At 60.5% G+C, this 25,196-nt stretch carries 17 protein-coding genes and 1 pseudogene; 11 read left to right on the top strand and 7 right to left on the bottom strand.

Annotation, left to right across the window (positions count from 1 at the left end):
* Positions 1 to 43: 43 nt before the first annotated feature.
* Both ACZZZP_RS23025 and ACZZZP_RS23020 read left to right on the top strand, forming a co-directional pair.
* On the top strand, positions 44 to 295 hold the full coding sequence (locus tag ACZZZP_RS23025; RefSeq protein ID WP_463384250.1) for a BrnA antitoxin family protein: 252 nt from the start codon (positions 44 to 46) through the stop codon (positions 293 to 295).
* Positions 296 to 481: 186 nt separating this feature from the next.
* Entirely contained in the window at positions 482 to 1,225 is a 744-nt protein-coding gene (locus ACZZZP_RS23020; protein WP_463536868.1) for a DUF4160 domain-containing protein, read from the top strand.
* A 78-nt stretch (positions 1,226 to 1,303) separates the two neighbouring features.
* Here ACZZZP_RS23020 and ACZZZP_RS23015 read toward each other — a convergent pair whose 3' ends face one another.
* The 5 genes from ACZZZP_RS23015 to ACZZZP_RS22995 all read right to left on the bottom strand — a co-directional run bounded on the left by ACZZZP_RS23015 (position 1,304) and on the right by ACZZZP_RS22995 (position 5,597).
* The gene (locus ACZZZP_RS23015) at positions 1,304 to 2,014 is read right to left on the bottom strand and encodes an anti-sigma factor (RefSeq protein WP_463384248.1); all 711 of its coding nucleotides are present in this window, start codon (positions 2,012 to 2,014) and stop codon (positions 1,304 to 1,306) included.
* A complete protein-coding gene (locus ACZZZP_RS23010) occupies positions 2,011 to 2,565 on the bottom strand; it encodes a sigma-70 family RNA polymerase sigma factor (RefSeq protein WP_463384247.1) in 555 nt (184 codons plus the stop codon). The genes ACZZZP_RS23015 and ACZZZP_RS23010 overlap by 4 nt, the downstream gene beginning before the upstream one ends.
* 82 nt (positions 2,566 to 2,647) lie before the next feature.
* Positions 2,648 to 3,154 carry a DUF3455 domain-containing protein gene (locus ACZZZP_RS23005; protein ID WP_463536867.1) on the bottom strand — a complete coding sequence of 169 codons (507 nt, stop codon included), beginning with the start codon at positions 3,152 to 3,154 and terminating at the stop codon, positions 2,648 to 2,650.
* Between the two features lie 137 nt (positions 3,155 to 3,291).
* A complete protein-coding gene (locus ACZZZP_RS23000) occupies positions 3,292 to 4,521 on the bottom strand; it encodes a sensor domain-containing phosphodiesterase (RefSeq protein WP_122492199.1) in 1,230 nt (409 codons plus the stop codon).
* Between the two features lie 182 nt (positions 4,522 to 4,703).
* Positions 4,704 to 5,597, bottom strand: coding sequence for a LysR substrate-binding domain-containing protein (locus ACZZZP_RS22995; RefSeq protein ID WP_463384246.1), 894 nt, complete (start codon positions 5,595 to 5,597; stop codon positions 4,704 to 4,706).
* Positions 5,598 to 5,725: 128 nt separating this feature from the next.
* Between ACZZZP_RS22995 and ACZZZP_RS22990 the strand changes: the two genes are divergently transcribed.
* From ACZZZP_RS22990 to ACZZZP_RS22980, 3 genes are all read left to right on the top strand, one after another.
* Positions 5,726 to 6,742: a fatty acid desaturase family protein gene (locus ACZZZP_RS22990; RefSeq protein ID WP_463536866.1), complete on the top strand. Its 1,017-nt coding sequence runs from the start codon at positions 5,726 to 5,728 to the stop codon at positions 6,740 to 6,742.
* 11 nt (positions 6,743 to 6,753) lie between these two features.
* Positions 6,754 to 7,593, top strand: coding sequence for a sugar phosphate isomerase/epimerase family protein (locus ACZZZP_RS22985; protein ID WP_463384244.1), 840 nt, complete (start codon positions 6,754 to 6,756; stop codon positions 7,591 to 7,593).
* A gap of 438 nt (positions 7,594 to 8,031) precedes the next feature.
* On the top strand, positions 8,032 to 13,257 hold the full coding sequence (locus ACZZZP_RS22980) for an Ig-like domain-containing protein (protein ID WP_463384243.1): 5,226 nt from the start codon (positions 8,032 to 8,034) through the stop codon (positions 13,255 to 13,257).
* 122 nt (positions 13,258 to 13,379) lie between these two features.
* On the opposite strand, the gene ACZZZP_RS22975 is transcribed toward ACZZZP_RS22980, so the two are convergent.
* Complete coding sequence (locus ACZZZP_RS22975; protein ID WP_463384242.1) at positions 13,380 to 13,850, bottom strand: MarR family winged helix-turn-helix transcriptional regulator; 471 nt, start codon at positions 13,848 to 13,850, stop codon at positions 13,380 to 13,382.
* Positions 13,851 to 13,874: 24 nt separating this feature from the next.
* Here ACZZZP_RS22975 and ACZZZP_RS22970 point away from each other — a divergent pair, with 24 nt between their 5' ends.
* The 3 genes from ACZZZP_RS22970 (at position 13,875) to ACZZZP_RS22960 (ending at position 19,917) form a co-directional block, all read left to right on the top strand.
* The gene (locus ACZZZP_RS22970) at positions 13,875 to 14,471 is read left to right on the top strand and encodes an apurinic/apyrimidinic endonuclease family protein (protein WP_463384241.1); all 597 of its coding nucleotides are present in this window, start codon (positions 13,875 to 13,877) and stop codon (positions 14,469 to 14,471) included.
* 486 nt (positions 14,472 to 14,957) lie between these two features.
* Positions 14,958 to 16,928 (top strand): inverse autotransporter beta domain-containing protein, encoded by a 1,971-nt coding sequence (locus ACZZZP_RS22965; RefSeq protein WP_463536865.1) that lies wholly within the window; start codon positions 14,958 to 14,960, stop codon positions 16,926 to 16,928.
* Positions 16,909 to 19,917, top strand: a complete 3,009-nt coding sequence (locus ACZZZP_RS22960; protein WP_463536980.1) for a beta strand repeat-containing protein — start codon at positions 16,909 to 16,911, stop codon at positions 19,915 to 19,917. The genes ACZZZP_RS22965 and ACZZZP_RS22960 overlap by 20 nt, the downstream gene beginning before the upstream one ends.
* Before the next feature lie 246 nt (positions 19,918 to 20,163).
* On the opposite strand, the gene ACZZZP_RS22955 is transcribed toward ACZZZP_RS22960, so the two are convergent.
* Positions 20,164 to 20,634, bottom strand: coding sequence for a MarR family winged helix-turn-helix transcriptional regulator (locus tag ACZZZP_RS22955; RefSeq protein ID WP_463384238.1), 471 nt, complete (start codon positions 20,632 to 20,634; stop codon positions 20,164 to 20,166).
* 262 nt (positions 20,635 to 20,896) lie between these two features.
* On the opposite strand from ACZZZP_RS22955, the gene ACZZZP_RS22950 reads away from it, so the two are divergent.
* From ACZZZP_RS22950 to ACZZZP_RS22940, 3 genes and pseudogenes are all read left to right on the top strand, one after another.
* Positions 20,897 to 21,727 carry a p-hydroxycinnamoyl CoA hydratase/lyase gene (locus ACZZZP_RS22950; RefSeq protein ID WP_463384237.1) on the top strand — a complete coding sequence of 277 codons (831 nt, stop codon included), beginning with the start codon at positions 20,897 to 20,899 and terminating at the stop codon, positions 21,725 to 21,727.
* Between the two features lie 15 nt (positions 21,728 to 21,742).
* Positions 21,743 to 23,192 (top strand): annotated as a pseudogene (locus tag ACZZZP_RS22945) (aldehyde dehydrogenase).
* An 89-nt stretch (positions 23,193 to 23,281) separates the two neighbouring features.
* On the top strand, positions 23,282 to 25,156 hold the full coding sequence (locus tag ACZZZP_RS22940) for a feruloyl-CoA synthase (protein ID WP_463384235.1): 1,875 nt from the start codon (positions 23,282 to 23,284) through the stop codon (positions 25,154 to 25,156).
* The last annotated feature ends 40 nt before the right edge of the window (positions 25,157 to 25,196 follow it).

Here is a 25,196-nt window from a genome sequence, read left to right as displayed (position 1 = left end):
TGCAGCGACCCGGCCGGGAGCGCCGGTAAGCAGAGGGAAACCAATGACCGAATTACAAAGCACCGATGAACTGCTCGAAGAGCTCTTCGGCGACCCCCAAGCCGCTGCCGCAGCGGCCCGCGCACGCATGGCCAAGCCAGCGCAGCGCCACGAACCGGAAGATGTGCAACTGCAACTCGACCCCGCCGTGCTCAAAGCCTTCCGCGCCGCTGGTGGCGACTGGCAACAGCGCATCAACCTGGCACTCAGTACCTGGTTGGCCGAGAACGATCCGAAGCAGATGCACAGCGCTTAAGCGCAGCTTTCACAAAAAACGGAGCCTTGGGGCTCCGTTTTTTTATGGGCGAAGGGAATGTGGATTTTCCGTGCGCTTTTCTCACTGCATCTCCCGGCGTTGCCTGCGCGCTTGCTGGCTGGGTCGGATTGTTGCGAGACGGCCCTGCGTTCCTAATGGGCTGGAGTTATCCAAGGAAGGACCACCATGACGACGATAGAAAGCACAGCTAATTGGAAGGTAAAAATCTACCCAAACGACGATCCGCCTCCACATTTTCACGTGCAAACCCAGGGGGGTGAGTCATTGGTCAACATAGCTACGCTGGCAGAGCGGCGAAGGGGAGCCGATAAGCAAGCGCTCCAAGAAGCGTTGGCTTGGGCCATTCATAACCACACCACGCTGGCCCGAGTGTGGGGCGAGCAAAAACTGCAGGAGCGACCTATGAACCAGGAGCTGCGAATAGTTGACGTGGAGTCCCTTGGCCAAATGACGTTAGAGGTTACGTGGAGCGACGGCAGTTCACTGAACGTGAATCTTGCGGAACCGATTCAGACCTTCAAGGTGTTGGCGCCCTTGGCCGACCCTGCGTTGTTTAATGACGTGGAGGTGGGCGACTGGGGATTTGACGTCGTTTGGCCCGGCGGCATCGAACTGCCTGCCTGCACACTTTATGGTTTGGCCATAGAGCAAGCGGAGCAAGCCATGCCCAAGTGGGCCTTCAATGAGTGGATGCACCAGTACGGCTTATCACTGAAGCGGGCAGCAAATACGTCAAACCTTACCCGGCGGACCCTCACAACTCGTAGCTCTGGACCGAGCCAGATTCCCCATCGCGCAGGCCTGGCGAGCGAAGGCTGGAGCGGGGTGTGTGAGTCTCTCGGCCAGTATGATGTTCAGCCGAATGCAATGCAGACGAAACAGCCGCAGGGTGCGGTGAGGGAAAACTAAGCGGAAGGTGTAGCGGCTGCCCAATAAAATCGGAGCCCCTCACTCGAGGCTCCGTTTTTATGCGCTGAGGCTGCGCCTTCAAATCACCTTCACCGCCCGCCCAATAAACTGAATCGGCCCGGTCGGTTTGCCAATGGGCGAGCCGGTTTTCTGTTCCAGGGTCAGTTCGAACAGCTGGTTGTCTTGCAGCGGCGGCAGTTTATCCAGCGGCACGTGCAGGGTTTGCCCAGGCTTGACCAGGCCCAGCGATACCGGCCCTTGCCAGCCATCGCCCTTGGTCCAGAACTCCAGCGCCTTGTCGCTCGGTACTTCAGCCACGCCCAGCGGGATCAGCTGGATTTCGTTCGGGTTGTTGGCTTGCACCACCCAGCCCGGCGCGTTGCTTTGCGGGGCCACCAGTACAACCAGGTAGGTTGGCGTGGCGGACGGTACGGTCTGTGTGGCAAGCAACACGGCGAGCACCAGCGAGGCGCTCAGGCCCACCAGCGTTAGGCCGCGCCACAGGGCCAGCAGGTTCCACCAAGGCGTGGCGGCGGGTGGCGTTTGTCGATTTGCCAGCAGGCTGCGTTCGATACGCGCCCATAGCTGACGCGACGGTGTGTGCGGTTTGGCCAGCGCGGTCAGCGGGTGCAAGCGCTGCTCCCATTCATCTACCGCACGGCGCAGCGCGGGTTCGAAGGGTAGCCGGGCTTGCACCTGGGCGCGTTCTTCTGCCGGCAGGGTGCCGAGCACGTATTCGCCGGCCAGTTCGTTGAGGGCGGCGTCGTCTGTTTCGTGGTGTGTGGTCATCCCATGCACCCTCGTAAGGCCACCAGGCTGCGTTTGATCCAGGCTTTGACGGTGCCCAGCGGCGTCGCCAGCTTGTGTGAAATTTCTGCGTGGGAGTAACCGTCGACGTAGGCGTGAATCACGCACTGGCGGCGTTCGGGTTCCAGTTGTTCCAGGCAGCCGTGGATGCGTTCGGCTTGCATCAGGCTATCCAAATTCTCTGCGCTGTCGTTGCTGCCGGCTTGTTCGGCCAGCGCCTCCAGCGTGTGCGTATCGTCTACTTGAACCTCACGACCGTGGCTGCGCAGGTAGTTGAGTGCCAGGTGGCGGGTGACGCTGTAGATCCAGCCACGCGCGGAGCCGCGTTCGGCGTCGAAGCTGCCGGCGCCGGCCCAGATTTTCAGAAAGGCGTCGTGCACAATGTCTTCGGCCAAGGCGGTGTCGCGCACCAACTGCCGCGCCACGCCAAGCAGGCGCGGACTTTCTTGTTGGTACAAGCGGTGCAACGCCTCGCGTTCGCCCCGAGCGCAGGCGGCCAGCGCGGCGGCGTAGTCAAAAATAGGTTCGGACAAGGTGAGGTTCGTCAGCAGAAGGAAAGGGCACGCGCCAGCCTAGACGACTTTACGCGTGCCCATACGCCGTGATCGTTTCCGGTTATTTGGCGGCCCAGAAAATGTAGTCGGCCTGGTAGCTGACGATTTCCTGTTTGCCTTTGTTGGCGGCGGTGCATGCGGTGGCCGGCGCAACGCCGCCTTTGAGCGCTACACGTTGAATGTAGGTCACGCCGGTCATGGCGCCTTTACCTTCAGCCGGGTTGGCTTTAACCAGTTGATACGGCAGGTTGCCGGCGCCCGACGGTGCTACGGCCACTTGGGTGCCGGTTACTTTCGAACCGTCCTGAGCTTGCCAAGTGGCGGGCGGGCCAAAGTAGGTGCCGACTTGCTTGCCGCTACGGTCGCTGAGCACGGCCTTAGGGCCCACGAAGAACCATTCCATTTGCCCAGCGGCGTCTACTTTGTCGCGGCATTCGTAGGTGATCTCGCCTTTGCCGACGGTTTCCAGGGCCACTTTGTGGCCGTCCGGTACTTTTACGCTGTCGGGCAGTTCCATGGCGGCGTGCGCAGCGGGCCAGCAGGCAGCTGGATAGCAGGGCGAGGCCAAGCAGGTTTTTGCTGTTCATGCAGTTATCTCCAGTAGGGATCAGCGGGCAGCGCAATCGGCTGCTGGAGGTACTACACGTGGGAGGGGCGATTGGATGCAGCAGCGGAAAAATATTTTTCGCCCATGGTTTTTACCGCTCAGTGTGGATAGCGGCGCATGCCCTGCAACGCCTCGCTCAAGGGTTGCGGGCGACCCAGCAAGTAGCCTTGAACCTTGTGCACGCCTAAGGCGCGCAGGGTTTCCAGCTCCTGTTGGGTTTCCACACCTTCGGCCACCACGCTGCTGCCTGTTTCGCGGGCGAAGGCGATAAGGGAGGAGGCCAGGGCGCGGCGTTTGAAGTCGTTGTCGATGCCTTGGGTGATGCTCATGTCGAGCTTGATGATGTCGGGGCTCAGTTCCAGGATGTGCCGCATGCTGGCGTAGCCGGCGCCGGTGTCGTCGATAGACAAACGCACCCCGCGCTGACGCAGCGGCGCGAGCGCTTGCTCCAGGCGCACGTAGTCGGCCACGGCGGCGTGCTCGGTAATTTCCAGCACCAGGCGGCGCGGCGGCAGGTTTTGCAGCAAGGGCGTCAAGCGTCCGCTGTAAACCAATTGCGGTGAACAGTTGAGCGCCAGGTATGTGTGGCCGGGCATATCGCTGAGCGCTTTAACGGCCAGTTGGATCGCGCGCAGTTCCAGGTCGACGCCGAGGCCGGCTTCGGCCGCTTCGATAAACCATTGGTCTGGCGTTTGCGGTGGCTGCGTGCTGAAGCGCGACAGGCATTCCCAGCCGCACAGTTCCAAACTTTGCGCCGCCAGAATGGGCTGATAAACGATGGTGGGCTGGTCGCTGGCCAGCACTTCGGAAATGCGGCGGTGCTTGTGCACGCGGTCGCGTACGCGTTTGAGCTCGCTATCGAGCTGGTCGGCGATCAGCTCGGCAAACACGCGCATCACCTGCACGTCACGCTCGCTCAAGGTGTCGTCGGCCGCGTAGCCAAAGCAGCAGAGGGTGCCGTAGAGGCGGCCGTCGCTGAGCCAGATTGGCACGCTCAAGTGCGCGCCAATCGGCAGCTCGGCGGTTTCCGGCAGTTCCTGGGCGAGCGGGCACATGGCTGTGTCGGCGATTAATTCCGGTAGTAGCCCGTCAACCACGCGCTGGCAGTAGCCGGCTTCCGGGCCCAGGGTGTCGCCGGGGTTGATGGGCGGCTCGCCCTCGGCGTCCACGTGGGTGAACACACGGTCTTCGACGCGAAACTGGGCGATGAACGCGACATCCATGCCCAGGTGCGTGCGCAGCGCTTTCAGCACGCGGTCGATGTAGCTCGAATCGGATACGCCCTGAGGACGCAGGGCGATCAGTTCAGCGAGTTGTACGGCGGTCATTCCCTGAGCCTCCCTTACAGATCACCTGAAACTAAAGCCGGAAAAACCGCTGCTGGCCACTGCTGCCAGCAGCATTCGCAGTGCGTGCGGCCGAATGCAGGCGAGTATTCAAACGGCGCGGCCCTCTCTTGCCTGTGGAACACGCTGGGCGCGGAAAGTTGGAGGTTTCGGGCGGCAGACGACTAGCGAAGCGGCGGGAAATGACCCTGTAACCAGTGGCAGAACAGCTGCGCGCTGGGGCTGCTCCGCTGCGCTTCGGCGACCACCAGGCAGAAGGTGTCGGTGAGCACCACGCGCTGCCCAAACGGCGCGACCAGCACGCCGGCGGCCAAGTAGTCGGCGCAGGTCAGCGGATCGCCGATCGCGATGCCCTGGCCGTCGATGGCCATGGTCAGACAAGTGAGTGAGTCGTGAGCGGTGGTCGCCTTGCTGCTTTCGTAGGGCAGCGCGTCAGCAGCGGCCAGCCAGCGACGCCAGGTGCGGCGGTCGCCTTCGTGAATCAGCGTGTGGTTGGGCAAGTCTGCCGGCGTTTTCAGCGGCACGGCGCCGGCCAATAACGCCGGGCTGCATACCGGAAACTCCTCCATGCGCAGCAGCGGCTGCGCCTGAAATCCGCGCCACGGCGGCGAACCAAAAATAATCTGCACTGCGCCGCTGGCGCCGAGCTGGCTGCCGGTGAGCGAATGCATGGAGGCGCCGAGCTTCAGCTCCAGTTCGATGTCCGGGTGCTGGGCGCGAAATTGCGGCAGGCGTTTGACCAGCCAGGTGTGGGCGAAAGCGCCGTCGACAAACAGGCTGAGGGTCGACACGCGCGGCAGCAGCTCGGCAGTGGCGCGTTGAATCTGCTGCAGCGGTTTTTGCACCTGCGACAGGTACTTCTGCCCGCTGTCGGTCAGCGCCAGGCCCCGGTTGGTGCGGTGAAACAGCTGCACGTCGAGCTGCGCTTCCAATTGCTTGAGCTGGCGACTCACGGCCGATTGCGTCAAGCACAGTTCTTCAGCGGTGCGGCTGACGTTGAGGTAGGTGGCTGCCAACACAAAGGTGCGCAGGGCATCGAGGGAAGGAAAGCGCGTCATGGCGGGCTCGGTGGCGAGGTCTGGTATGCGTGCTAGTCATACCAGCCATGCGCTTTTTTTGATATCCCCGGCCCATCGTTTTTGCCACGCTGGGTTATCAAGCCATAGCGGTAGCGGGGGAAATCGGCGTGTTGCAACTGTTCAAAGAAACGCGGGGCGCGGTCTGTCATGGCCTGGCGCTCACTTATGCCTTAGTGGGCTATGGCCTGGGGCTTGCCGGTTTATTCAGCGCCAACCTGCTGGTCAATCTGTTGGCCACGTTGTGGCTGGCGCACGCCATGGTTATCGCCGGTTATTTGCTGCACGAGTGCGCGCACAACACCGTATTCAAGCGCAACGAGCACAATGCTCGGCTGGGCAAACTGCTGACGTGGGTAACTGGAAGCTGCTACGGCACGTATGAGGACATTCGCTTCAAACACTTTCGCCACCACGTCGATAACGCCGACGTGATCTGGTTTGAGCATGACAAATGGCTGGCCCGCCATCCGCGCGTACTGAAGACCATCGAAACGCTGGAATGGCTGTACATCCCCGCCCATGACCTGTTGATGCACGCGGTGATGGTGTTTAGCGCGTTCATCATTCCCCAGCGCAAAGGCCAGCGCGCCCGCAATCTGATGTTTGTGCTGGTGCGCGGCAGCTTGTTCGCGGCGCTGCTGTGGTTCGCCCCGTTTGCGGCGCTGCTCTACGTCGTCGCCTACCTGCTGATGATGACTGTGCTGCGCTTTATGGATGCGCCGCAGCACGACTATGGCAACTCGGCGACGCTGTTCGACAAGAGCCCAGCGCCGCATAAGGGCGACCGTGCCTACGAGCATCTACACACCTTCAGCAACGTGCTGTCGAGGAAACACCCGTGGGTGAATGTGCTGGTGCTGAACTTCGGCTACCACAATGCCCATCACGTGAAGCCGACTACGCCGTGGTATCGCCTGCCAGCCGTACACCACGAGCTGTATGGCGCCGAACGTTCGATGCTGTTGCCGTTCCGGGCGCAGCTGAAAAGCTTTCACCGCTTTCGTGTGGCGCGTGTCGCCGGCACGGGTGACGGACCCGAGCCGGCTGCGGCGGATTACATGACCATGATGCGCAACGGCGAGATTCGCGGCGGTAACGCAGCGTCCTTTCTGACCTCTTTCTAACGGTGCCCACCATGCAAAAACTCGAAGTCTTTCAGTCGCTGTGGGGCATGGAACTCAAGCACCCGACGCAGCCCGAACGCAGCCATGAAGAAAACTTCGCCATGGCCGCCGAAGCGGGGTTCGCCGGCATGTGTCTGGACCCCAACACGGACGAACTGCCGTACTACCGCGAAACCCTGCCGCTGTTCGAAAAGTACGGCTTGAAAAGCATGGTCAACCTGTTCCCGCGCCGCGTGAGTGACATGCGCCCCTTGCTGGAGTTTGCCCGCGAAGTGAACGCAGTGAAGGTCAACACCATCGCCCAGGTGATGCCGGTGAGCGTAGCCGGCGCCGTGCCGTTGATCAATCGCTGGCTGGAAGAAGCGCAGAGCATGGGCATTGAGTTGCTGTTTGAAACCCACCGCAACGGCATCCTCAACGACCTGTACTTCACCCTCGAAGTGCTCGACGCCATTCCCGAACTGCAGCTCACCGCTGACCTTTCGCACTTCGTGGTCGACCGCGAATTTCCCCTGCCCATCAGCGCGCGTGACCAAGGGTTTATCCAGCGCATTCACGAACGCACCGACTGCCTGCAAGGCCGCATCGCCACGGCCGAGCAGGTGCAAATTCAAATCGACTTCCCGCGACACCAGGCCTGGGTCGAGCAGTTCAAAGTCTGGTGGAAACAAGGCATGGCCAGCTGGCGCGCGCGCAATGCGGCAGATGCGACCTGCGTGTTTCTCTGTGAACTGGGGCCGCCGCCGTACGCGATTACCGGGCGCGATGGGTTGGAGCTGTCGGATCGCTGGCAGGAGGCATTGGTGATTAAGAAGTGGGCGCAAGAATTGTGGGGGGAGTTGGGGTCGTAGCGTGGCGCAGTCACGTCACTGACAACAAAGAAGAACCTATCTGACGCACTCGACAATCTGCATGTCCGTTATTTTGAGATGAGCCACTCTGGCGTTATCTCACGAAGATTTGCGAAATGAGTCGGGTGATTTCAAGCGCCCTTGCCTGATTACTTCGCGCTGCATAGGTCGGCACGCTGGCGCGTTTGCCGGTGTTCGCTGTGGCGGGGGCGCCGGTTGTCACACCTTTGCGCTCGCCTCCATGCCTAAGGTGGCTCGCTTCTTTTTCCTACGGGGTCGCCACACGCGAATTTAGCGTGATTTGTGACGCTCGATTTTTCTTGGCGTCGTTGCGAGCGGTCCTGCGTTAAGCCGATGACTGCTCTTATGTTGCACGCTCAGCTGCCATGGAAGTATCCGCCGCCTATTCGCCTCAGGCGCTAACTGGCAGCGTATGACATGACCTTCTTGCCCCTATTTTTACGCAAGTTTTTTGTAGCTTATCTTTCCCTTTGCACCTTATTTGCGCCTATCGCGCCCGCCCTGGCAGACGTCAATCCAGGCGGTTGCTCGTGCACGGTTACGCAACCACTTCCTGAACTAGGTGGCGCCCCTGCCAAGCCGTCGCCGTCGCGTTCGTCTGCCGATTGGTTTCCTCCTGCCCATGACGCGGACCTCACTCCCCGCATGTTGCGGGACCGCACAAGAGGTTCGGACGACGCGATCAGCATGGGTGCTGGCATGCTCTCCAGCACGGCCAGCACAGCCGCTGAACACTGGTTGGTTGCACATAACATCACCTCGGCGGTGTCATTCAATTTGGGCGAAGGTGGCCTTCGTGGCGGCAGCCTCGACATGCTCGTACCGTTTTACAACGGCGGTAAGGATTTGGTCTTCACCCAGGTTGGCATGCGCCGCGCGAATTCCTACACCGCCGACTACCGCAACACCTTCAACATGGGTCTTGGTTATCGCCATGAGACGAATGGCTGGCTCCTTGGCGTGAACAGCTTTCTGGACCGCGATGCCCAGGGTGACCATGACCGCCTGGGTCTGGGCGTGGAAGCGTGGACTGATTTCCTGAAACTCAGCGCCAACAGCTACCAGCGTCTCTCCAACTGGAAAAGCTCGCCTGACCGCGCGGACTACGAAGAGCGTGCGGCCCGAGGTTGGGATGTGCGCGCGGAAGGTTATCTGCCCGCTTACCCGCAATTGGGTGGCCAGATGATTTTCGAAAAATATTACGGCGATGAGGTGAGTTTGTTCTCAGCCAACGATCGGCAGAAGAACCCTCACGCCATGACACTGGGCGCTATCTACAACCCGGTGCCGCTGCTAAGTCTCGGCGTCAATCACCGTATCGGCCAGGACGGTCGGGCAGATTCCGCCGCTAACCTTACGTTCAATTACCGGTTGGGCGAGTCGTTCGCCAAACAGGTTTCATCGTCGAGCCTCATTGCCAGCCGACTGGTGGCCAATGCGCGGTACGACCTTGTCGCACGTAACAACGAGATCGTGCTGGATAACCGCAAAAATGCGTTCGAGCTCAAAATTCCGGCCGCTGTTAGCGGTAAAGGTAACGAAACTGTGCCGTTCGTTGTCACCGGGGCGAGCCACTTCAGCACCATTACCTGGGTGGGTACTGGAGCCGGCTTTGCCGGTGCGGTCGCAGGCGACGGCAATGCCAGCGTCACGCTGCCTGAGCACATCGACGGCGCACTCAACACCTACACGCTGCAGGCTTCGGGTATTGACGGTTCGGGTCGTAGCCAACTGTCCAACGTCATGACCGTGAGTGTTCGTTCCGCAACCCTGAAAGTTGATGCCACACCTGCGGCTATTGTGGCCGATGGTATTAGCACCACCACGCTGACCGCTCTTGTAGTGGATGCATCGAACAAAGCAGCACGCAGCGGTGAAACGGTGACGTGGAGCACGTCGGCAGGCACGCTTGCGAGCGACACATCGGTCACCGATGGAAACGGCGTTGCACGTGTGCTTCTTACCAGTCCAACAGTGGCCGGTTCAGCCACAGTGACTGCGCTTGCTGGCAACATTAAGGGCAGTAGCGCCGTTAGCTTCACCTCCGGTTCGCCTAGCACCGCTGATAGCGCCATTGACCTGGCCGCTACGCCACTGGCGATCACTGCAGATGGCACAAGCGTGTCGATGCTCAAAGCGACCATTTCAGACGACCAGGGCAACCCGGTTGCCGCTGGCTTTGCTGTCAGTTGGGAAACGAGCGCTGGTACTTTGGCCGGCGCCACTTCGCTTACCGACGCCAATGGCGTGGCGAGCATGCAGCTAACGAGCGCAACCAAGCCAGGTACTGCGCAAGTCCAGGCGAGCATTGGTGGCGCCAAGCAACGGGTTCCGGTCAGCTTTACTCCTGGAATTCCTGCTACTGGTAACAGTGGGCTTACCCTTACCGCCACACCCACAACCATCAAATCTGACGGCGTAAGCACTTCGCTACTCAGTGCCCATGTGCTGGACGCCCAAGGCAATGCGGTCGAAGCAGGTGTGGAAGTCAGTTGGACTAGCACGGGCGGCACGATTACAGCTGCCACCTCGTTTACTGACAATAACGGGGTCGCCACCATGACGTTGACCAGTGCGGCCTCACCGGCAGTAGCCTCGGTGAAAGCCAGCGCCGGTGCCGCTTTTAACGATGTGAGCGTTACTTTCGCCGCGGGCGTTGCTGCGGCTGGCAATGCGGGTCTGGCGTTGGTGGCGTCGCCTGATGAGGTGCTCGCCGACGGCAGCAGTACATCAGTGCTTACCGCTACGCTCCTGGACGATCAGGGCGATGCCGTTGGGGCAGGTGTGAACGTTGATTGGGTAACCTCAGCCGGCACCCTGACGAGCAACTCTTCCAATACGGATGCAAACGGTGTGGCTACGGTCTCGCTGATCAGCTCGACCACAGCGGGTACTGCGACTGTAGATGCTTCGTCAGGCGCAGCATTCAATTCCGTTGATGTAGCGTTCGCTCCGGGAGCGCCAGCTGCCGGCAATGCGGGCCTGGCCCTAAGTGCAAGTCCGTCTGTGATTGAAGCTGACGGAGTGAGCACGTCCGCGCTCAGCGCCGCAGTTAAAGATGTGCATGGCAACCCCGTACGAGCCGGCATCAATGTGAGCTGGACCACCAGCGCAGGTACGTTGGCCGACGCCGTTACCGTTACCGACGCCAAAGGCGTCGCGACAAACGTGCTTACCAGCAGTGCTACGGCCGTAACCGCTGCTGTCGGAGCCCAAACGGGTGCCGCGCAGAATTCAACTAACGTGATGTTCGCGCTTGGCGCGGCGACTGTTACCAGCGCAACGCTCGAATTGACCGCTTCCACCACTTCACTGCTAGCTGATGGCGTGAGCACTTCCACCCTGACTGCCAGCGTAAAAGACAGCCAGGGACAGTCCGTGGGTGCGGGCATTCCGGTGAACTGGACCGCTTCGGTCGGCACGCTTAGCACAAGCGTTTCCGACACTGACGCAAATGGCCGGGCCACCGCAATTTTGACGAGCTCTACCGTAGCCGGCGTATCGGATGTGCAAGCGATTTCCGGGGCGGCACATGACGACGTAGAAATTGCGTTTATCCCGGGTTCACCGGCGGTTGGGGCGAGCGGTCTGACTATAACCGCAACACCTGCAACCATTCCTGCCGATGGCGGTAGCACCTCGACCCTCAATGCGCTGGTGCAAGACCGGTTCGGCAACCCTGTCGCAGCCGGTGTGATGGTGACGTGGACCACCAGCCGCGGAACTCTGGCCAGCAGCTCGACCGCTACCGACTCCACAGGCGTGGCGCGCGTGCAGCTGACTAGCAGCACCGTGTCAGGCACGGCCAATATCGGCGCAAGTGCTGGCCCAGCGAACAATACTGGCGCGGTTACCTTCGGTGCGCCCGTTCCGGCTCACATCGCCGTAACGCCTGCCTCGGCATCCATTCAGGGCGATGGCGCCAGCAGCACAGTGGTGAACGCGACGCTCTCGGACGCTCGCGGTATGCCAATGGGTGCTGGCGTGGTGGTTCAGTGGACCACTTCGGCCGGCACGTTAACCACAGATTCTTCCATTACCAACGCCCTCGGCGTAGCGACTACCACATTGACCAGCGCTCGCTCGGGCGATACGGCGTCCATCGTGGCGTCGGTGGGTAGTGTGGAAGGCACCGGTAAGGTGGTGTTTGTTGTAGGCGCGCCGTCCGTACTGACGATAACGCCTAGCCAGTCTTCGATTCTCGCGAATGGCAATTCCACATCCACATTGACTGCCCGCGTATGGGACGACAAGCGCCAGCCAGTCGGCGCAGGTGTAACGGTTTACTGGACCACTACAGCCGGAACGTTGAAGGACAGTTCCTCAACCACCGACGCAACGGGTGTCGCCACCATGGAGCTCACCAGTTCTGCTGAATTGGTAACCGCTGTGGTACACGCCACCGCAGACAGTGCCAGCAACTCCACCAACGTGCGGTTTGTAGCCGGCGTTACGACCTCGCTCGAGGCGTCGGCGTCGCAAACCTCAATTGTTGCTAATGCCAGCAGCACGACGCGCTTGTCTGCCGAGGCGCAAGACATTGGTGGTCACCCGGTTGCCGGCGCAACAGTTCAGTGGTCCACCACTGAGGGCACGTTGGCCAATAAGACATCCATTACGAACAGCTCGGGTGTCGCCACCATGGTACTGACCAGCTCGCGCAATGCGGGACCGGTTGAGGTGCTGGCGTCTATCGGTGCGGTCGAAGCTAAAACCAACGTTACGTTTACGCCCGGTGTAGCGGGTGGCCTGGTTCTTTCACCGAGCCCGGCCGCAATGGTAGCCGACGGCAGTTCTACCTCAACCATCAGCGCTCAAGTGCTTGATGAACACGGTGTAGCGGTGGGTGGCGGCGTTGTTGTTCGCTGGACTACCAATGCCGGCACATTGGCTGGTTTGTCCTCAAAAACGAATGCCAACGGCATCGCCACGATGGTGCTCACCAGCTCGACAACCATTGGCACTGCTGTGGTTGAAGTGTCAGGGGGCAACACCGTTCGCACAGTTAATGTTCGGTTCACCGCAGGTGCCGCTGCATCGTTGACGGTTGCCGCCACGTCAGCGCGCGTTCCAGGTGATGGGGCCGCCACTACTACCGTGAAAGCAACGGTTAAAGACGTAAACGGCAACCTGGTAGGCCAGGGCGTGACCGTCAACTGGAGCACTTCTGCCGGGACGCTTTCTGCCGCAAGTTCGCAAACCGACAGTTCGGGCGTCGCCCAGATTACGCTGACCAGCGCCAATGCCTACAAAACCGCGACTGTTACAGCCAAATCCGGACCCGGAACGAACACCGCGCAAGTTGAATTTGTGCAAGTTGTTCTGTCTTGGAGTACCACTAATTCCCAAGCAAGTGGTCCGGTGACTTATGTAGTGTTGGTCAAAGATGCGCAGGGTAAAGCGCTACCTGGCGTGACTATTAATTGGCGGGCTGTGTTTACGCCGGTCCACGCCGTTGAGTCAGAAAAAGGTTTTAAACCAGATTTGACTAGCTCGACCAGTGATAACGCGGGTTATGCGAGAATGATTTTTAGAGCATCGAGCGGAGGGGATAGTATTTTTGCTGCTCATTACGTTGTATCGGCAGGGGTTGGGAGTAATTTTCTTACACCGCAACAAACTACTACCTACGTTTTCAAATAAATAAGCGCAACAAGCCCCGGGTTAACCCCCGGGGTTTTTTTATGCTTTCGAAATCGACCCGTACCCAGCGAGGCCAATTGCAATCGCTGACGGCGACATCTTTACCCCGGAACAACCCAGCATTACCCCTCCCGATACAACCGATTCAACAACCCCAACAGCTGCTCTATCTCCTGCGCACTCAACGCCGCCGTGGCGTCCAGATCGCTCTGCACCACCACGTCTTTTAACGTCTTCAACAGCTGCTCTCCGGCTTTGCTGAGAAACAGGCCGTAGGAGCGTTTGTCCGGGTTGCTGCGTACGCGCATGGCCAGGCCGCGTTCTTCGAGGTTGTTCACCATCAGCACCGCTTGCGGCGGTTCGATGGCGAGCGCTTTGGCCAGGTCGCCCTGCATCAGGCCCGGCGACTGCTCGATGATGCTCAGCGCGGTGAATTGCGCGGGGCGGATGGCGTGTTCTTCCAGGCGGGCGGTGAGGTGCTGGGAAATTTTCAGCTGCACGCGCCGCATCACATAACCCACCAAATTATCCAGCGCAGCGTCGAGCGTCGTCGGGTCGGCGGGCGCTGCCTGGGTTTTGGCTTTGCGGGGCATGGTGGCGTCCTGATGAGAAAAAGCATGGTCAACCTGTTCCCGCGCCGCGTGAGTGACATGCGCCCCTTGCTGGAGTTTGCCCGCGAAGTGAACGCAGTGAAGGTCAACACCATCGCCCAGGTGATGCCGGTGAGCGTGGCCGGCGCCGTGCCGTTGATCAGTCGCTGGCTGGAAGAAGCGCAAAGCATGGGCATTGAGTTGCTGTTTGAAACCCACCGCAACGGCATCCTCAACGACCTGTACTTCACCCTCGAAGTGATCGACGCCATTCCCGAACTGCAGCTCACCGCCGACCTTTCGCACTTTGTAGTCGACCGCGAATTTCCGCTGCCCATCAGCGCGCGGGACCAAGGGTTTATCCAGCGCATTCACGAACGTACCGACGCTTGCAAGGCCGCATCGCCACGGCCGAGCAGGTGCAAATTCAAATCGACTTTGCGCAACGCCAGGCGTGGGTCGAGCAGTTCAAAGTCTGGTGGAAACAAGGCATGGCCAGCTGGCGCGCGCGCAATGCGGCGGATGCGAACTGCGTGTTCCTCTGTGAACTGGGGCCGCCGCCGTACGCGATTACCGGGCGCGATGGGTTGGAGCTGTCGGATCGTTGGCAGGAGGCGTTGGTGATTAAGGGGTGGGCGGAAGAATTGTGGGGGGAGTTGGACAGATGAGTAATCGCACATGGCGCTTCACTGCGATTTCGGTCTGACTTTTAAGTGCTTTTGTCGATGCGTGACTCGGAGTCGCAATAGGTTAGGGGTGTCGGTGTCCGATTCGAATTGCGGAACGGTCTTACGTATCCAACGGATGTCGATCCGGGTCGCGTTTTGAACAAAAGGCTTCGCCTCGGACGACCGATAGCGCCCGAGGCCAATGTATGCAAGGGCTAAGGGTCTCAGGGGAAGAGTCGTTCCTAATTTTACTTTGGTTTCCTTGCAGGCAAATACGTACGTTAAAAACCGCCAGATCACCCAGTGTGCAAAAAGAATTCGGAGGTGGGCCATTCGGAATGGCCCTACCGGCCGTGTTTTCCCTTCTGACCGAATTCGCTTCGCTGTGATGGAAGTATTCGCCGCCTAACCGCCACCCGGCGCCCATAGGCAGCATATGACCATGACTCAACCGCAATCGTTTTTACGCAAGTCTCTTGCCGTATACCTATCTGTTTGCACGCTGTTTGCGCCCATCGCGCCAGCGTTTGCGACCTCCGATCCACCTCCTTGCTCGTGCGCCGCAAAGCAAGACCTACCTGAGTTGGGTGGCAGCGTTGGCAAGTCCTCGCCGAAGAGTGCGGACTCAGCATGGCTTGCCCAGCCACACGACGTTGACCTCGCGCCCAGCGTCCTGCGTGACCGCACCAAAGGTGCCGATGAAGCAGTAAGCATGGGCTCGGGAATGCTTTCCGGCGCTGCTAGCGCCGCTACTGAAAGTTGGCTTGCAGGGCACCACATCACATCGGCGGTCTCACTCAATATCGAGGACGGTGGCCTTCGTAGCGGCAGCCTCGACATGCTCGTGCCGTTCTACAACGCGGGCAAAAATCTAGTCTTCACCCAGATTGGCATGCGCCGCGCGAACTCCTACACCGCCGACTACCGCTACACCTACAACATGGGCCTTGGTTATCGCCACGAGACGAATGGCTGGCTTCTTGGCGTGAATAGCTTTCTGGACCGCGATGCCCAGGGCGAGCATGACCGCCTGGGTATGGGTGTGGAAGCGTGGACTGATTTCCTGAAAGTCAGCGCCAACAGCTACAAGCGCTTATCGAACTGGAAGGATTCTCCCGACCGTGCCGATTACCAGGAACGCCCAGCTGCTGGCTGGGATGTGCGTGCGGAAGGTTATCTGCCCGATTACCCACAATTGGGCGGCCAGATGATTGTTGAAAAATATTACGGCGATGAGGTGAGCCTGTTCTCGGCCAACGATCGGCAGAAGAACCCCCACGCCATGACCCTTGGCGCTATATACAATCCGGTGCCGCTGCTAAGTCTCGGCGTCAATCACCGCATCGGCCAGGACGGTCTGTCAGATACCTCTGCCAACCTTACGTTCAATTACCGATTGGGCGAGTCCTTCGCCAAACAGGTTTCATCGTCGAGCCTCATTGCCAGCCGACTGGTGGCCAACGCGCGGTACGACCTTGTCGCACGTAATAATGAGATCGTGCTGGATAACCGCAAAAAAGCGCTAGAGCTGAAACTTCCGGCGGCGGTTAGCGGCAAGAGCAATGAAACCGTAGTGTTTACGGTCACCGGAGCGAGCAACTTCGCGTCGCTTTCCTGGGTGGGCCCTGCTGCCAGCTTCGCCAGTTCCCCCTCTGTTGATGGTACTGCCAGCCTGACGTTGCCTGAGCATATTGACGGCGGCGTTAACACCTACACCTTGCAAGCCATGGGTATGGACCGTTCGGGTCGTAGCCAGCTGTCCAACGTGATGACGGTCAATGTGCTGACTACGGTTCTGCAGATTGACGCGGCTCCCGCCACTATCGCTGCCGACGGCTTCAGCACTACCACGCTCAGCGCTTATCCGGTGGATTCACTTGGTAAGGGCACGCGTACCAGTCAAACCGTGACTTGGACTACTAGCGCCGGCACGCTGGCTAGCGACACATCTGATACAGACAGCCGCGGCGTTGCGCGCGTGGTTTTGACCAGTCCTACGTCGGCCGGACTGGCCAAGATTGAAGCGCAGATGGGTACCGTCAAAGGCACGACCTCCGTACGCTTTGCGGCGGGTCTTCCAAGTGCCAATAGCAGCGCGCTCTTGTTGGAGGCAACACCGCTTTCCATCACCGCCGACGGCGTCAGCACTTCCTCGCTGACGGCGACCATTTACGACGACCTAGGCAACCCGGTCGATGCCGGCCATGCGGTGGCCTGGGAAACGACCTCTGGACAATTGGCCGATACAGCGTCGCTTACCGATGCCACTGGTGTGGCTAGGATGAAACTGACCAGCTCGATCGAAGCCGGCGTAGCCCAGGTTCAAGCCAGCATTGGCCCGGCCAAGCAGCGCGTCCCTGTGAGCTTCGTTCCCGGCATTCCAGCGACCGGCAATAAAGGTCTGGGCGCTTAGCGCTACGCCTACGACCATAAAGTCAGATGGTATTAGCACTTCGACGCTAAGCGCGCTGATTTCGGACGACAAAGGAAACCCCGTCGAAGCCGGCGTAACGGTCAACTGGAGCGCCAATGCCGGCTCCCTCACTGGTGATGTTTCGTATACCGACACCGATGGCGTCGCCACGATGACCTTGACCAGCGAAGCATCGCCAGGCGCGGCGAAGGTCAAGGCAAGCGCAGGCGCGTCCAATAACGAAGTGACCGTTACCTTCGCCGCGGGTGTGCCTGCGGCAGGCAGCGCCGGGCTTGTCCTAGTCGCCTCCCCTGATTCGATTACAGCCGACGGTGTCAATACATCCGTGCTGACGGCTACCGTACTCGACAACCAAGGCGCCCCCGTCGGCGCCGGCGTGCAAGTGGATTGGAGTACCTCGATCGGTACATTGACGAGCGAGGCCACCAGTACCGATGTAAACGGTGTGGCCACGGTCACATTGATCAGTTCGACGATCACCGGCACAGCCACGGTAGACGCCTCTGCCGGCGTGGCATCCAACGCGGTGGACGTTACCTTCGCGGCGGGGGCTCCGGCCGCCGGCAACCGCGGTCTGGCGATCAATACTGCTCCTTCGGTGATTGAGGCTGATGGTATTAGCACCTCGGCGCTGACCGCTGTGGTTAAAGATGAACACGGCAACACCGTTGCCGCTGGCGTGAACGTGACCTGGACAACCAGCGCCGGCAGTGTGACTCCGTCTAACGCCGTCACCGATGCGACCGGTAAGGCTACTGCCGTGCTCACCAGCACTGCATTGGTAGAGACTGCGACCGTGCAAGCTGAAGCCGGCGCCGCGCAAAATTCTGCGGATATTCTGTTTGTCCTCGGCGCCGCGACCATCACCAGTGCGACGCTAAACCTGGCCGCTTCGCAAAGCTCGCTGCTCGCCGATGGAGCAAGTACGTCGAGCCTGACCGCGACGGTGAAAGACATTAAAGGTCAGCCAGTTGGCGCGGGTATTCCGGTGAACTGGACAACATCGGCCGGTCAATTGAACGTGACGGTTTCCACTACCGACTCGAACGGCCAAGCCAATGCCGTGCTTACCTCGTCGACCGTTTCGGGAAGCGCGGATGTGCAGGCTGTGTCGGGCGCTGCCCACGATCAGCTTGACATCACCTTTGCTCCGGGCGTGCCAGCTGCTGGCGCAAACGGTTTGACGATCACGGCTACACCTGCGGTTATTCCCGCCGACGGCGGCAGCACGACCATGCTCAGTGCGCAGGTGCGCGATCGGTTCGACAACCCGGTGGCGCCCGGCACTATGGTCACCTGGACCGCCAGCCGCGGCCTGTTGGCCAGCACAATTACCGGCACCGATGTCAACGGCGTGGCGCGCGTACAGCTGACAAGCGGGACGACTCCCGGCGCCGCCAATATTGGGGCAAGCGCCAACGCCGCCAATAACGCCGCAAGCGTGACCTTCAGTCCGCCCGCGCCGACCCATATAGCGGTCACACCCGCAGCAGCCTCCATTACCGGCGACGGCGTTAGCAACACCGTGGTGAGCGCGGCGCTGACAGATGTAAGGGGAATGCCGCTAGGCGCAGGGGTTCTGGTTGAGTGGAGTACCTCAGTGGGAACGCTTATGAGCGATGAGTCGATGACAAATGCAAATGGCGTCGCTAGTACCACCCTCACCAGTATTCCGGGCGCGCATGTTGCTTTGGTAGACGCCGAGGTGGGTGCGGTGCAGGGCTCGGCTAAGGTGGTCTTCACTGTGGGCGCGCCGGCAGCCTTGACGCTCAGTGCGAGCCATACCTCCATTGTTGCGGATAGCAACTCGAAATCTACTTTAAGTGCGCAAGTCTGGGACTCTAACCTACAACCGGTAGGTGCAGGCATCGTGGTTTACTGGACGACCACTGCAGGTACGCTTGGTAATAGCTCATCCACGACTGATGCCAGCGGCGTTGCAGTTATGGAACTGACCAGCGCTTCAGAACTGGTCACTGCTACGGTTCATGCCACCGCACAGAGCGCGACTAATCTCACCCATGTGCGCTTTACCGGTGGCGTAACCGCGAACCTTCAACTGACGCCTACCCCTACAGTCATCGATGGGGACGGCAAAAGTACGTCGCTATTAAGCGTTGCGGCCACAGACATTAGCGGCAACCCTGTCGTTGGCGCAGTGGTTCGATGGACGACCAGTGCAGGCACCTTAGTAAATGATGCTTCAACTACAAACGCGTTAGGGATTGCCACTATGACCCTGACTAGCTCGAAAACCGCTGCGGTAGCTAAGGTCGTTGCGACGGTAGACAAGATAACTGGCTCGGCGGAAGTGACGTTTGCCCCTACAGTGAATAGCGTCACGGTCTCAGTATCGAATGCGGCGATTATCGCCGATGGTTATACGAGCTCAACTATCTCGGCTTCAGTCGTCAACAACCAAGGCAAACCGGTAGGCGCAGGTGTGGCGGTGCAGTGGACATCAAGCGCCGGCACTCTCTCAGACAAAACGTCTTTGACGGACGCCGCTGGTGTAGCCAAAACAGAGTTGACCAGTTCCGACGCGGTTTCCAATGCTGCCATCGAAGCATCGGTGGGTTCGGTTAAAGGTCGTGCAAGCGTAGCCTTTACTGGCGGTCAATTGAGGTTTGGAACAATACCTGACTTGACTGCGTCACTAAGGGGGCAGGCGACATTTAACGCGGTGGTAACTGATGATCAAGGGCGACCAGTTAAAGGAGTGAAGGTATATTGGAAAGCAACTTACGTTGATTTAGACCTGGATATTTGGAACAGCCATGTATCCGACATTCACTTCCTGCCAACCCAGTCATTTTCAGTCACTGATTCTGCCGGTAACGCGCAAATGACGTTTGCTCCCAAGCTGCATCACTACTGGGCTCAGGCATATACAGTTTCGGCTGGAGTCGGAAGCGGTTTCCGCTCTACCGTCGAGACACCAATCTTTGGTGTGTATAACCCTTATTAAGGTCCTGTTTTAATTGTATAAGAAGCCCCTGGATAAGCACCTGGGGCTTTTTTTTGCGTCTTGGAAGATGGAGTACTTGCCTGCCTGTGCCACGCGATAGCGAACTTGATTGATAACGCGCCGGGCGAGTTGCACGCCATTAGTGCCGGGCCGATCGCCATTTTGGCGGATTTGCATGGGCATCAGGCACCTGATCGCTTCTGCGAGTGGCTCGCCGCGACTAACGACGATCGCGCCGGTATGGCATTACCCCTCCCGATACAACCGATTCAACAACCCCAACAGCTGCTCCCTCTCCTGCGCACTCAACGCCGCCGTGGCGTCCAGGTCGCTCTGCACCACCACGTCCTTCAAGGTCTTCAACAACTGCTCTCCGGCTTTGCTGAGAAACAGGCCGTAGGAGCGTTTGTCCGGGTTGCTGCGTACGCGCATGGCCAGGCCGCGTTCTTCGAGTTTGTTCACCATCAGCACCGCTTGCGGCGGCTCGATGGCCAGCGCTTTGGCGAGGTCGGCCTGCATCAGGCCGGGCGACTGCTCGATGATGCTCAGCGCGGTGAATTGCGCGGGGCGGATGGCGTGTTCTTCCAGGCGGGCGGTGAGGTGTTGGAAGATTTTCAGCTGCACCCGCCGCATTACATAGCCCACCAGATTATCGAGCGCAGCGTCGAGCGTCGTCGGGTCGGCGGGCGCTGCCTGGGTTTTGGCTTTGCGGGGCATGGTGGCGTCCTGATGGGGAAATGGTTAGGCATGTTAATAATTTTTCCGCCCAGATGCACAATCGGGATGAATATTTAGTTATTGGTAATAACCGGTTAGGCTCGCGATTGCCCTGTATTTGAGGCTATGGCCAGCGTTTCTGCGGCCCTCCAGCTAAAGGTGTAGATTGTTTTTCGAAACCTAGAACCGATTTATAGTTAATTGACATAACTAAAAATCCGGCTTAACTTCGCCTCATCCAACCCAGACATGAGGCAGTGACATGAGTACCTACGAAGGCCGGTGGCAAACCGTGAAGGTGGAAGTGGACGAAGGCATCGCCTGGGTCATTCTCAACCGTCCGGAAAAACGCAACGCCATGAGCCCCACGCTCAACCGCGAAATGGCCGACGTGCTGGAAACCCTGGAACAAGACGCCGACGCCCGCGTGTTGGTGCTGACCGGCGCCGGTGAGTCGTGGACAGCCGGCATGGACCTCAAGGAATACTTCCGCGAAGTGGACGCCGGCCCGGAAATCCTGCAAGAGAAAATTCGCCGCGAAGCCTCGTACTGGCAATGGAAGCTGCTGCGCATGTACAGCAAGCCGACCATCGCCATGGTCAACGGCTGGTGTTTCGGTGGCGGCTTCAGCCCGTTGGTGGCGTGTGATCTGGCGATTTGCGCCGACGAAGCGACCTTTGGCCTGTCGGAAATCAACTGGGGCATTCCGCCGGGCAACCTGGTGAGCAAGGCCATGGCCGACACCTGCGGCCACCGCGAATCGCTGTACTACATCATGACCGGCAAGACCTTCGGCGGGCAGAAAGCCGCCGCCATGGGTCTGGTCAATGAAAGCGTGCCGTTGGCGCAGTTGCGCGAAACCACAGTCGAATTGGCGAAGAACCTGCTGGAGAAAAACCCGGTGGTGTTGCGCGCGGCGAAAGTCGGCTTCAAGCGCTGCCGCGAACTCACGTGGGAGCAGAACGAGGACTACCTCTACGCCAAGCTCGACCAGTCGCGGTTGCTCGACACCGAAGGCGGTCGCGAAGAAGGCATGAAGCAGTTCCTCGACGACAAAAGCATCAAGCCCGGCCTGCAAGCCTACAAACGCTGATTCCGGAGGTGTTCCATGTTCGACGTGCCTTTACTGATTGCCGGCCTGGCCCGGCCCGCCGCTGACGGTCGCACCTTCGACCGCTTGAGCCCGTTCACCGGTGAGGTGGTGTCACGCGTGGCCGCCGCCACGCTGGAAGATGCCGATGCTGCGGTGGCAGCGGCCCAGGCCGCGTTCCCGGCTTGGTCGGCATTGGCGCCGGGCGAGCGGCGCTTGCGGTTGTTAAAGGCCGCCGAACTGATGGAAGCACGCGCCCCCGAATTCATGGCCGCCGCCAGCGAAACCGGCGCCGCCGCCAATTGGTACGGCTTCAACGTGCAACTGGCCGCCGGCATGTTGCGTGAAGCCGCGGCGATGACCACGCAGATTCTCGGCGAGGTCATCCCGTCCAACGTGCCAGGCAGCTTCGCCATGGGCCTGCGCCAACCCTGCGGCGTGGTGCTTGGCATTGCGCCGTGGAATGCGCCGGTGATTCTCGGCGTGCGCGCCCTGGCCATGCCGTTGGCCTGCGGCAACACGGTGGTGCTCAAGGCTTCGGAAGCCAGCCCGTTCACCCATCGCCTGATCGGCCAGGTGCTGCACGAGGCCGGCCTGGGTGACGGTGTGGTGAATGTGATCTGCAATGCACCGCAAGATGCGCCCGCCATCGTCTCCCGGCTGATCGCCAACCCGGCGGTGCGGCGGGTGAATTTCACCGGCTCCACACACGTCGGTCGTATCGTCGCCGAGCTGTGCGCGCGGCAGCTGAAGCCGGCCTTGCTGGAACTCGGTGGCAAGGCGCCGCTGCTGGTGCTGGACGATGCCGACCTGGACGCCGCCGTCGCAGCCGCCGCCTTTGGTGCGTATTTCAATCAGGGGGCAGATTTGCATGAGCACCGAACGCCTGATCGTCGATGCCAAGGTGGCCGATGCCTTTGTCAGCAAGCTGGCTGCCAAGGTGGCGCAACTGCGCGCCGGCCCGGCGAACGAAAGCGGTGCCGTGCTCGGTTCGCTGATCGACGCCGCCGCTGGTGAGCGCATTCAAGCCCTGGTGGACGACGCCCTTGGCAAAGGCGCGACGCTGGCAGCCGGTGGCGGTGTGCAGGGCAGCATCATGCAGCCCGTGCTGCTCGATAACGTCACCGACAGCATGCGTTTGTACCGCGAAGAGTCGTTTGGCCCGGTGGCCGTGGTGCTGCGTGGCGAGGGCGACGAAGCGCTGCTGCGCCTGGCCAACGACTCGGAGTTTGGCCTGTCGGCTGCCATTTTCAGCCGCGACGTTTCCCGTGCTCTGGCCTTGGCGCAACGGGTGGAATCGGGCATTTGCCACATCAACGGGCCGACCGTGCACGACGAAGCGCAGATGCCCTTCGGCGGGGTGAAATCCAGCGGCTACGGCAGCTTCGGCAGCCGCGCTTCGATTGAGCATTTCACCCAGCTGCGTTGGGTCACGGTGCAGAACGGGCCGCGTCACTACCCGATCTGAAACACGCCGGTCCATCCCGCAATAACAAGAACAAACAAGCCCCCCCGCCGCCAGACCGGTGAGGGCGGGCGCGCACAGAGGAAAGGCTCGTGAATGGAGAATTCGTAGCAACCCGCGCTGACCACGTGGTGCGCTATCGCCAGGTGGCCATCGGCAATCCAGGGGTGAACATCACCCAGGCGGACGACGGCACCATCTACCTGCGCGCGCAGGAGTCACTCAAGCCTGCCCCGGCGCGCCTGCTCGACCGGCTGCTGCATTGGGCGCAGGTGAAACCGCAGGCCACGTTTGCAGCGCAGCGCGGTGATGACGGCAAATGGCAAACCCTCAGCTACGGCGAAATGCTCAGCAACGTGCGCGCCCTCGGCCAAGCGCTGTTGCGCTACGACCTGAGCGCGCAGCGGCCACTGATGATTCTGTCCGGCAACGATCTTGAGCACCTGCAGCTGGCCTTCGCCGCCATGTATATCGGCGTGCCGTACTGCCCGGTGTCGCCGGCCTATTCGCTGCTGTCCCAAGACCTGGAAAAGCTGCGCCACATCGTCACGCTGTTGCAGCCCGGTCTGGTGTTTGCCGCCGATGCGCCGCCGTACCAGCGCGCCATCGAAACGCTGCTGCCTGCCGACCTGCCGCTGGTGTTCACCCGAGGCGCGCTGCCCGGTCGGAGCTGCGAAACCTTTGCCGACCTGCTCGCCACCGGCAACGTCGAGGCGGCCGACATCGCCTTTGATGCCACCGGCCCACACACCATCGCCAAGTTCCTGTTCACGTCCGGCTCCACCAAGCTGCCCAAAGCCGTGCCCACCACCCAGCGCATGCTCTGCGCCAACCAACAAATGCTGCTGCAAACCTTCCCCGAATTCGCCGCGCAACCGCCTGTGCTGGTCGACTGGCTGCCGTGGAACCACACCTTTGGCGGCAGCCATAACGTCGGCATCGTGCTCTACAACGGCGGCAGCCTGTACATCGACAACGGCAAGCCAACGCCCAACGGCATGGCCGAAACCCTGCGCAACCTCAAAGACATTTCCCCCACCGCCTACCTCACCGTGCCCAAAGGCTGGGAAGAACTGGTCACCGCCCTGGAGCAAGACGCCGAACTGCGCGCGCGTTTTTTCGCCAAGGTCACGCTGTTCTTTTTCGCCGCTGCGGGTTTGTCGCAAAGCATCTGGGATCGTCTCGACCGCATCGCCGAGCAGCACTGCGGCGAGCGCATCCGCATGATGGCCGGCCTGGGCATGACCGAAGCCTCGCCCTCGTGCACCTTCACCACCGGCCCGCTTTCCCTGGCCGGTTACGTCGGCCTGCCGGCGCCTGGCTGCGAGACCAAACTGGTGCCGGTAGACGGCAAGCTGGAAGCGCGTTTTCGCGGGCCGCACATCATGGCCGGCTACTGGGGTTCGCCGCAGCAGACGCGCGACGCCTTCGATGCCGAAGGCTTTTACCGCTCCGGCGATGCGCTGAAATTTGCCGACCCCGAGCGGCCTGAGCTGGGCCTGATGTTCGACGGCCGCATCGCCGAAGACTTCAAATTGTCCTCTGGCGTGTTCGTCAGCGTCGGCCCGCTGCGCAACCGCGCCGTTCTCGACGGCACGCCCTATGTGCAAGACGTGGTAGTCGCCGCGCCGGACCGCGAATGCCTGGGCTTGCTGGTGTTTCCGCGCCTGGCCGACTGCCGCGTGTTATCCGGCCTGCCCAGCGTGGCCAGCGACGCACAAGTGTTGGCCCACGAGCGGGTGCGCGGCTGGTTCGCCGACTGGCTCAAACGCCTTAACCAGAGCGCCACCGGCAATGCCACGCGACTGGAATGGATCAGCTTGTTGAGCGAACCACCCTCGATCGACCGGGGCGAAATTACCGACAAAGGCTCGCTCAACCAGCGCGCGGTGTTGCAGCACCGCAGCGCGTTGGTGGAAGCGCTGTATCGAGGCCAGGCGCCGCAGATCATTCGCTCCAACGGCTGAGCAAACCGCCGCACACAACAATAAAAACTTCGAGGTTTAC

Source organism: Pseudomonas sp. AC211 (assembly GCF_979258055.1).
Note: the sequence above shows the minus strand (reverse complement) of the source record. Positions and strands in the feature narration are given on the sequence as shown.

What these genes read in the sequence shown, in the direction of transcription:
- ACZZZP_RS22975 (WP_463384242.1), bottom strand. Translation starts at nt 13,850, where the DNA reads ATGCCCCGCAAAGCCAAAACCCAGGCAGCGCCCGCCGACCCGACGACG.
- ACZZZP_RS22985 (WP_463384244.1), top strand. Translation starts at nt 6,754, where the DNA reads ATGCAAAAACTCGAAGTCTTTCAGTCGCTGTGGGGCATGGAACTCAAG.
- ACZZZP_RS22950 (WP_463384237.1), top strand. Translation starts at nt 20,897, where the DNA reads ATGAGTACCTACGAAGGCCGGTGGCAAACCGTGAAGGTGGAAGTGGAC.
- ACZZZP_RS23025 (WP_463384250.1), top strand. Translation starts at nt 44, where the DNA reads ATGACCGAATTACAAAGCACCGATGAACTGCTCGAAGAGCTCTTCGGC.
- ACZZZP_RS23015 (WP_463384248.1), bottom strand. Translation starts at nt 2,014, where the DNA reads ATGACCACACACCACGAAACAGACGACGCCGCCCTCAACGAACTGGCC.
- ACZZZP_RS22995 (WP_463384246.1), bottom strand. Translation starts at nt 5,597, where the DNA reads ATGACGCGCTTTCCTTCCCTCGATGCCCTGCGCACCTTTGTGTTGGCA.
- ACZZZP_RS22965 (WP_463536865.1), top strand. Translation starts at nt 14,958, where the DNA reads ATGACTCAACCGCAATCGTTTTTACGCAAGTCTCTTGCCGTATACCTA.
- ACZZZP_RS22980 (WP_463384243.1), top strand. Translation starts at nt 8,032, where the DNA reads ATGACCTTCTTGCCCCTATTTTTACGCAAGTTTTTTGTAGCTTATCTT.
- ACZZZP_RS22955 (WP_463384238.1), bottom strand. Translation starts at nt 20,634, where the DNA reads ATGCCCCGCAAAGCCAAAACCCAGGCAGCGCCCGCCGACCCGACGACG.
- ACZZZP_RS23020 (WP_463536868.1), top strand. Translation starts at nt 482, where the DNA reads ATGACGACGATAGAAAGCACAGCTAATTGGAAGGTAAAAATCTACCCA.
- ACZZZP_RS23000 (WP_122492199.1), bottom strand. Translation starts at nt 4,521, where the DNA reads ATGACCGCCGTACAACTCGCTGAACTGATCGCCCTGCGTCCTCAGGGC.
- ACZZZP_RS22970 (WP_463384241.1), top strand. Translation starts at nt 13,875, where the DNA reads ATGGTCAACCTGTTCCCGCGCCGCGTGAGTGACATGCGCCCCTTGCTG.